Annotated in this window: 6 protein-coding genes and 1 tRNA gene; 2 read left to right on the top strand and 5 right to left on the bottom strand. The window is 59.1% G+C overall.

The window, feature by feature from the left end; genetic code table 11:
- On the bottom strand, positions 1 to 265 hold a 265-nt coding region (locus VK725_RS11645), incomplete at its 3' end, for a TGS domain-containing protein (protein ID WP_325318219.1).
- Positions 266 to 519: 254 nt separating this feature from the next.
- Here VK725_RS11645 and VK725_RS11640 point away from each other — a divergent pair.
- On the top strand, positions 520 to 1533 hold the full coding sequence (locus VK725_RS11640) for an NAD-dependent epimerase (RefSeq protein ID WP_325318218.1): 1014 nt from the start codon (positions 520 to 522) through the stop codon (positions 1531 to 1533).
- Positions 1534 to 1701: 168 nt separating this feature from the next.
- On the opposite strand, the gene VK725_RS11635 is transcribed toward VK725_RS11640, so the two are convergent.
- From VK725_RS11635 to uvrB, 3 genes are all read right to left on the bottom strand, one after another.
- On the bottom strand, positions 1702 to 2151 hold the full coding sequence (locus tag VK725_RS11635; RefSeq protein WP_325318217.1) for a CopD family protein: 450 nt from the start codon (positions 2149 to 2151) through the stop codon (positions 1702 to 1704).
- 64 nt (positions 2152 to 2215) lie between these two features.
- A tRNA-Val gene (locus tag VK725_RS11630) sits at positions 2216 to 2290 on the bottom strand.
- A gap of 52 nt (positions 2291 to 2342) precedes the next feature.
- On the bottom strand, positions 2343 to 4370 hold the full coding sequence (gene uvrB / locus VK725_RS11625) for an excinuclease ABC subunit UvrB (RefSeq protein ID WP_325318216.1): 2028 nt from the start codon (positions 4368 to 4370) through the stop codon (positions 2343 to 2345).
- A gap of 125 nt (positions 4371 to 4495) precedes the next feature.
- Here uvrB and VK725_RS11620 point away from each other — a divergent pair, with 125 nt between their 5' ends.
- Positions 4496 to 5038, top strand: coding sequence for a GspH/FimT family protein (locus VK725_RS11620; protein ID WP_325318215.1), 543 nt, complete (start codon positions 4496 to 4498; stop codon positions 5036 to 5038).
- Here the strand turns inward: VK725_RS11620 and VK725_RS11615 are convergent.
- Positions 5039 to 5490 (bottom strand): TPM domain-containing protein (locus tag VK725_RS11615; protein WP_325318214.1); only part of this gene is annotated, 452 nt, incomplete at its 5' end.

Here is a 5490-nt window from a genome sequence, read left to right as displayed (position 1 = left end):
CGGGATACAGGCGCTGCACAGCCTGCGCCAGCAAGTGCGCCGTGGAGTGACGAAGAATGTCCAGCGCCTCCGGGCTTTTCTCGGTGACGATTTCGAGGGCGGCGTTGTGGTCGATGGGAAAGCTGGCATCGACCAGCTTGCCGTCGACCTTGCCGGCCAACGTGGCTTTGGCCAGGCCGGCGCCAATCGAGGCGGCCACGTCCTGGACCGTGACGGGATGTTCGAAGGGGCGTTTGCTGCCGTCGGGGAGCGTGATTTCGATCATTTTTTTGCGACTCTGAAAACAGAAAAGGGCGCCATGCGCCCTTTTTGAGATAAGGCGTGGCGGGTCTTAATGTTGGAAGCTGGTAGTTGCCATGTCACACACTCGACCGGCGCCTGGGCGCGGGCCACCTTGTCTCTGTCAGTCGATGCCAGAAAGCTAGTTTAGCGCACCGCCGGTGTCAATTGAGCGGCAGGTACAAAACGGCTGCACCGCGATGGAAATAGAATAGGCCGATCACCTTCAGGAACATGTCGATGCGCATCCTCGTCACCGGCACCGCCGGCTTTGTTGGCGCCGCTCTCACGGAAAGGCTTCTGGCTCGCGGCGACGAGGTGTACGGCATCGATAATCACAACGATTATTACGATCCGTCGCTGAAAGAAGCGCGCCTGGCACGCTTTGCATCCCATCCAAACTACACGCATCTGCGCGCCGACCTTGCCGATGCGGCGGCCCTGAATCGGGCGTTTCAGGAATTCAAGCCGCAGCGCGTCGTGAACCTAGCCGCACAGGCCGGCGTGCGTTATTCGCTGAAGAATCCGCAGGTTTACGCACAGAGCAATCTCGTCGGTTTCGTCAACGTGCTCGAAGCCTGCCGCCACGGCAACGTCGAGCATCTGGTCTATGCATCATCCAGCTCGGTGTACGGCGCGAATCGCAAATTGCCCTTCGCGGTGGAAGATGCCGTGGATCATCCCGTCAGCCTCTACGCGGCGACGAAGAAAGCCAACGAGCTGATGGCGCATACGTACAGCCATCTTTATGGTCTGCCGACGACGGGGCTGCGTTTCTTTACGGTGTACGGGCCGTGGGGGCGGCCGGATATGTCGCCGATTTTGTTTGCCGATCGCATCGTGCACGGTGAGCCGATCGACGTCTTCAATTACGGCAATCACAGCCGCGATTTCACTTATATCGACGATATTGTCGAAGGTGTGATTCGCACGCTCGATCATGTGGCGCAACCGGATCCTGCTTACGATCCGTTGTTGCCGAACACTGGGACGTCGAATGCGCCGTATCGGGTTTACAACATCGGCAATGATCAGCCGGTGCAGCTGATGCGTTTTATCCAATTGCTGGAGCAGAGCCTCGGACGGACGGCCGAGAAGCGGCTGCTGCCTATGCAGCCTGGTGACGTGCCGGATACGTGGGCGGATGTGTCAGCGTTGCGGCGTGATGTGGGTTACGCGCCGAGTACGCCCATCGAAGTCGGTGTTGCGCGTTTTGCTGAGTGGTATAGCGATTACTATCGCATCAAATCGTAAAAACGCGCTCCAGCCCCTCACTTCTCAACCCCTCATCGTCATTCCGGCGCAGGCCGAGGCGCCTTTCAACAGCGAAGCTGGTCAATCCAGTGACTTTATCGCCGCGTTATCGCCACTAGATTCCCGCCTGCGCCAGAATGACGGTGAGGAGCATTTGGGACGTAATCGTCAGAACGGCTTGGCGAGTACGAAGAACAACACGCCGAGCAGCAAAAGCACCGGCAGTTCGTTGAGCAAACGCAGTGCGCGCGCCGACGGCAATGCCGCACCCTGCTCGCTCCTCTTCAGCAAACGCCCCGCCCAGATGAAATAAATGAGCAAGATCGCGACAAACGTCAGCTTGGCGTCGATCCAATGCATGGAACCCACCACATTGGGCAACGCCTGCGGAAAGACGCGCCACCCCTCCCACAGCGTGAGACCCAGCAAGAACGCAATCCCGAACAGGTTGTGACCAAAGCGATAGAGGCGGCGCCCCATCAGATAAAGCCGCGCCTTCACCGCCGCGTCGCCACCGGCCTCCGCAATATTCACCAGTATCCGCGGCAGATAGAACACCGCCGACATCCACGCAATGGCGAACAGCAGATGGAACGTTTTCACCCACAGATAAACCATGCCAAGCTCCGAAATCGCGCAAAGAAAAACGGCGTGCCGTAAAGCACGCCGTTTTATCGGGAATTGGTGGGCGGTACAAGGATCGAACTTGTGACCCCTTCCATGTCAAGGAAGTGCTCTACCGCTGAGCTAACCGCCCGTGGCTCGCCCGGCAGGCCGCGCGAGCCGTGCAGTATAAGGGAACCGGCCACCTATCGCAAAGCCCGTTCGCGCAGCTGATGGATCTGGTCGCGCAGGCGCGCGGCCTCCTCGAACTCGAGGTTCTGGGCGTGCTTGTACATTTGCGTCTCAAGCCGCTTGATCATGGCGGCGGCCTGCTCGACATCCATCGAGGCATACTCGGTGGCGGTTTCCGCCACCCCCGCTGCGCGGGCGCGTGACCGGCCCTTGCCACGGCCCGGGACCTCGCTGCGCGCGCCTTCCATGATGTCGGCGATGCGGCGGACTACCGATTTAGGCGTGATGCCATGAGCTTCATTGTAAGCCCGCTGCTTTTCACGGCGGCGCTGCGTTTCATCCATCGCCGCCTTCATCGAAAGCGTGATGTCGTCGGCGTAGAGAATCGCCCGGCCGCGAATATTGCGGGCGGCGCGACCGATGGTCTGGATCAGCGAGCCGGTTGAACGCAGGAAGCCTTCCTTGTCCGCATCGAGGATCGCGACGAGCGACACCTCCGGCATGTCCAGACCTTCGCGCAACAGGTTGATACCCACCAGCACATCGAATTCGCCCAGACGCAGATCGCGGATGATCTCCACGCGTTCGACCGTCTCGATATCCGAATGCAGGTATCGCACTTTGATGTCGTGTTCGCTCAGATATTCGGTGAGATTTTCCGCCATACGCTTGGTGAGCGTGGTCACAAGCACGCGATCGCCCAACGCGATGCGCTTCTTCGCCTCGCCCAGCAGATCGTCCACCTGCGTGCGCACGGGGCGCACTTCGACTTCAGGATCGACCAGGCCGGTGGGACGAACAACCAGTTCGACCACCGCATCGCCGGATTTTTCCAGCTCGTATTTGCGGGGCGTCGCCGAAACATAGACGGTACGCGGTACGCGACGTTCGAATTCGTCGAAACGAAGCGGACGATTGTCCATCGCCGAGGGCAAGCGAAAACCAAATTCGACCAGCGTTTCCTTGCGCGAGCGATCGCCCTTGTACATGGCGCCAAGCTGCGGCACGGTGACGTGCGATTCGTCCACGACCAACAACGCATCCGCTGGCAGATAGTCGAACAACGTCGGCGGCGGCTCGCCGGGTGCGCGACGCGTCAGATGCCGCGAATAGTTTTCGATGCCCTGGCAATAACCGACTTCGGCCATCATCTCCACATCGAAACGCGTACGCTGGTCCAGGCGTTGAGCCTCGACGAGGCGATTTTGCTTGTAGAGCACCTCAAGGCGCTCCTTGAGCTCGACCTTGATCGTTTCGATGGCGTTCAACACGCTCTCGCGCGTGCTCGCGTAATGCGTACGCGGATAAACCGTGAAACGCGGGACTTTGCGAATCGTTTCACCGGTCAGCGGATCGAACAGCGAGAGATTTTCGACGTCGCCGTCGAACAGTTCGATGCGCAATGCTTCCGTTTCCGATTCGGCCGGGAACACATCGATAACCTCGCCGCGCACGCGATACGTACCGCGACGCAATTCCATCTCGTTGCGCGTGTACTGCAATTCGGTAAGCTGACGAATCAACTGGCGCTGATCGATATGCTCGCCACGCGCGAGGATCAAACGCAGAGACAGATAGTCTTCCGGATCGCCTAGGCCATAAATCGCTGACACGGTCGCGACAATCAATGCATCCTTGCGCGAGAGGAGCGCCTTGGTGGCTGCCAGGCGCATCTGTTCGATGTGTTCGTTGATCGATGCGTCTTTCTCGATGTATGTATCCGATGCGACGACATAGGCTTCCGGCTGGTAGTAATCGTAGTAGCTGACGAAGTACTCCACCGCGTTGTTCGGAAAGAACTCCTTGAACTCGCCGTAGAGCTGCGCTGCAAGCGTCTTGTTCGGCGCAAGCACGATAGTCGGGCGCTGCACCTGCTGGATCATGTTGGCGATGGTGAAGGTCTTGCCCGAACCCGTCACGCCCAGCAGCGTCTGCGCCGCCAGACCGGATTCGAAACCGTCCACGAGCTTGCGAATGGCCTCAGGCTGATCGCCGGCGGGCTTGTAATCGGAGACGAGTTCAAATCTGTCGCGGTCGGTCATGGACTTACTCTGCGGGCGCCTTGAGGCATTTTAAATGCCGCGTACTGACAGAACCTGTCAGCAGCGACCGACGGCCGAGCCGCCCTTAAGGGACCTAGCATCGCGGAATTTGGCCAAGGAACAGCATGTTGACCCTTCGTAGAACCGAGTCTGGCCTTGGCCTGATCGAGCAAATTGTCGTGCTGATCGTGCTGGCGGTGGTAACGGCATTCGCGATACCTGCGTTCAGCCGCATGCTCGACAGTCACGAATTACGTACGGCACAGACGGATTTCCTCGTAGCCTTACAGCACGCACGCAGTCTCGCCGTGAATGGACAGACGCATGTGGTGCTGTGCCCAAGCCGTGATGCACTGGCGTGCAATAGCGATGGCGACTGGACCAACGGCTGGTTGGTTGGCCGCGACAAGGGCAAAGGCGAGCTGGATGGCGAGCCACTCTATGTTGGTAGCAGGGGTTTCAAACGGCTTCGCATCTTCGGCAGCGAGAGCAAGAAAACGATTCGATTCAATCCCGACGGAACCACCGCCAATTCCAATCAGACGCTGTATTTCTGCGTGCGCGGCAAAGGCGATCGCGCGTTGCGGGTCGTGATTTCCCGAATCGGCCGCACCAGGGGCGATGTTGCCTCGGCAGCCGAGGCCGAAAAGTGTGCCGACGATGAATGATTAAAGCAGTACCGGACGATCCGGCAACTCGTCCGGCCGCGCTTTACCGTGACTCGGAAAATGCCTGGCGAGCAGATCGTTGACGTCGGATATGCCACGCAATGCACCAACGCGCCACTGCCCCGCCGCAAAACTCTCCTGCATGGCGCTGCACATCGCGGCCCACTCGTCTTCCTTGACGCGATGAGCAATGCCGCGGTCCGCCACGATCTCGATACGGTGTTCGGCCATCAGCAGATAGATGAGTACACCGCAGTTGTGCTCGGTATCCCACACGCGCAGCATGCCAAATACCTGATGCGCACGCGTTCGCGCATCTAGACCGTTCAGCACGTCCGCAACGGCCAAACGCGATTCGATCGCAAAACGCACTTCGCCTAGATGCGTGTGCTCGCCCTTAGAAATGGCATCGGTCATGTCGTCGAGTACTTCCGACGAAAAGCGTTTGTTGA

The organism is Dyella sp., assembly GCF_035486915.1.
Lineage (GTDB): Bacteria > Pseudomonadota > Gammaproteobacteria > Xanthomonadales > Rhodanobacteraceae > Dyella_B.
Note: the sequence above shows the minus strand (reverse complement) of the source record. Positions and strands in the feature narration are given on the sequence as shown.

Excerpts from the sequence above, each read along its gene's own strand:
- uvrB (WP_325318216.1), bottom strand. The coding sequence starts at position 4,370 with ATGACCGACCGCGACAGATTTGAACTCGTCTCCGATTACAAGCCCGCC.
- VK725_RS11640 (WP_325318218.1), top strand. The coding sequence starts at position 520 with ATGCGCATCCTCGTCACCGGCACCGCCGGCTTTGTTGGCGCCGCTCTC.
- VK725_RS11635 (WP_325318217.1), bottom strand. The coding sequence starts at position 2,151 with ATGGTTTATCTGTGGGTGAAAACGTTCCATCTGCTGTTCGCCATTGCG.
- VK725_RS11620 (WP_325318215.1), top strand. The coding sequence starts at position 4,496 with ATGTTGACCCTTCGTAGAACCGAGTCTGGCCTTGGCCTGATCGAGCAA.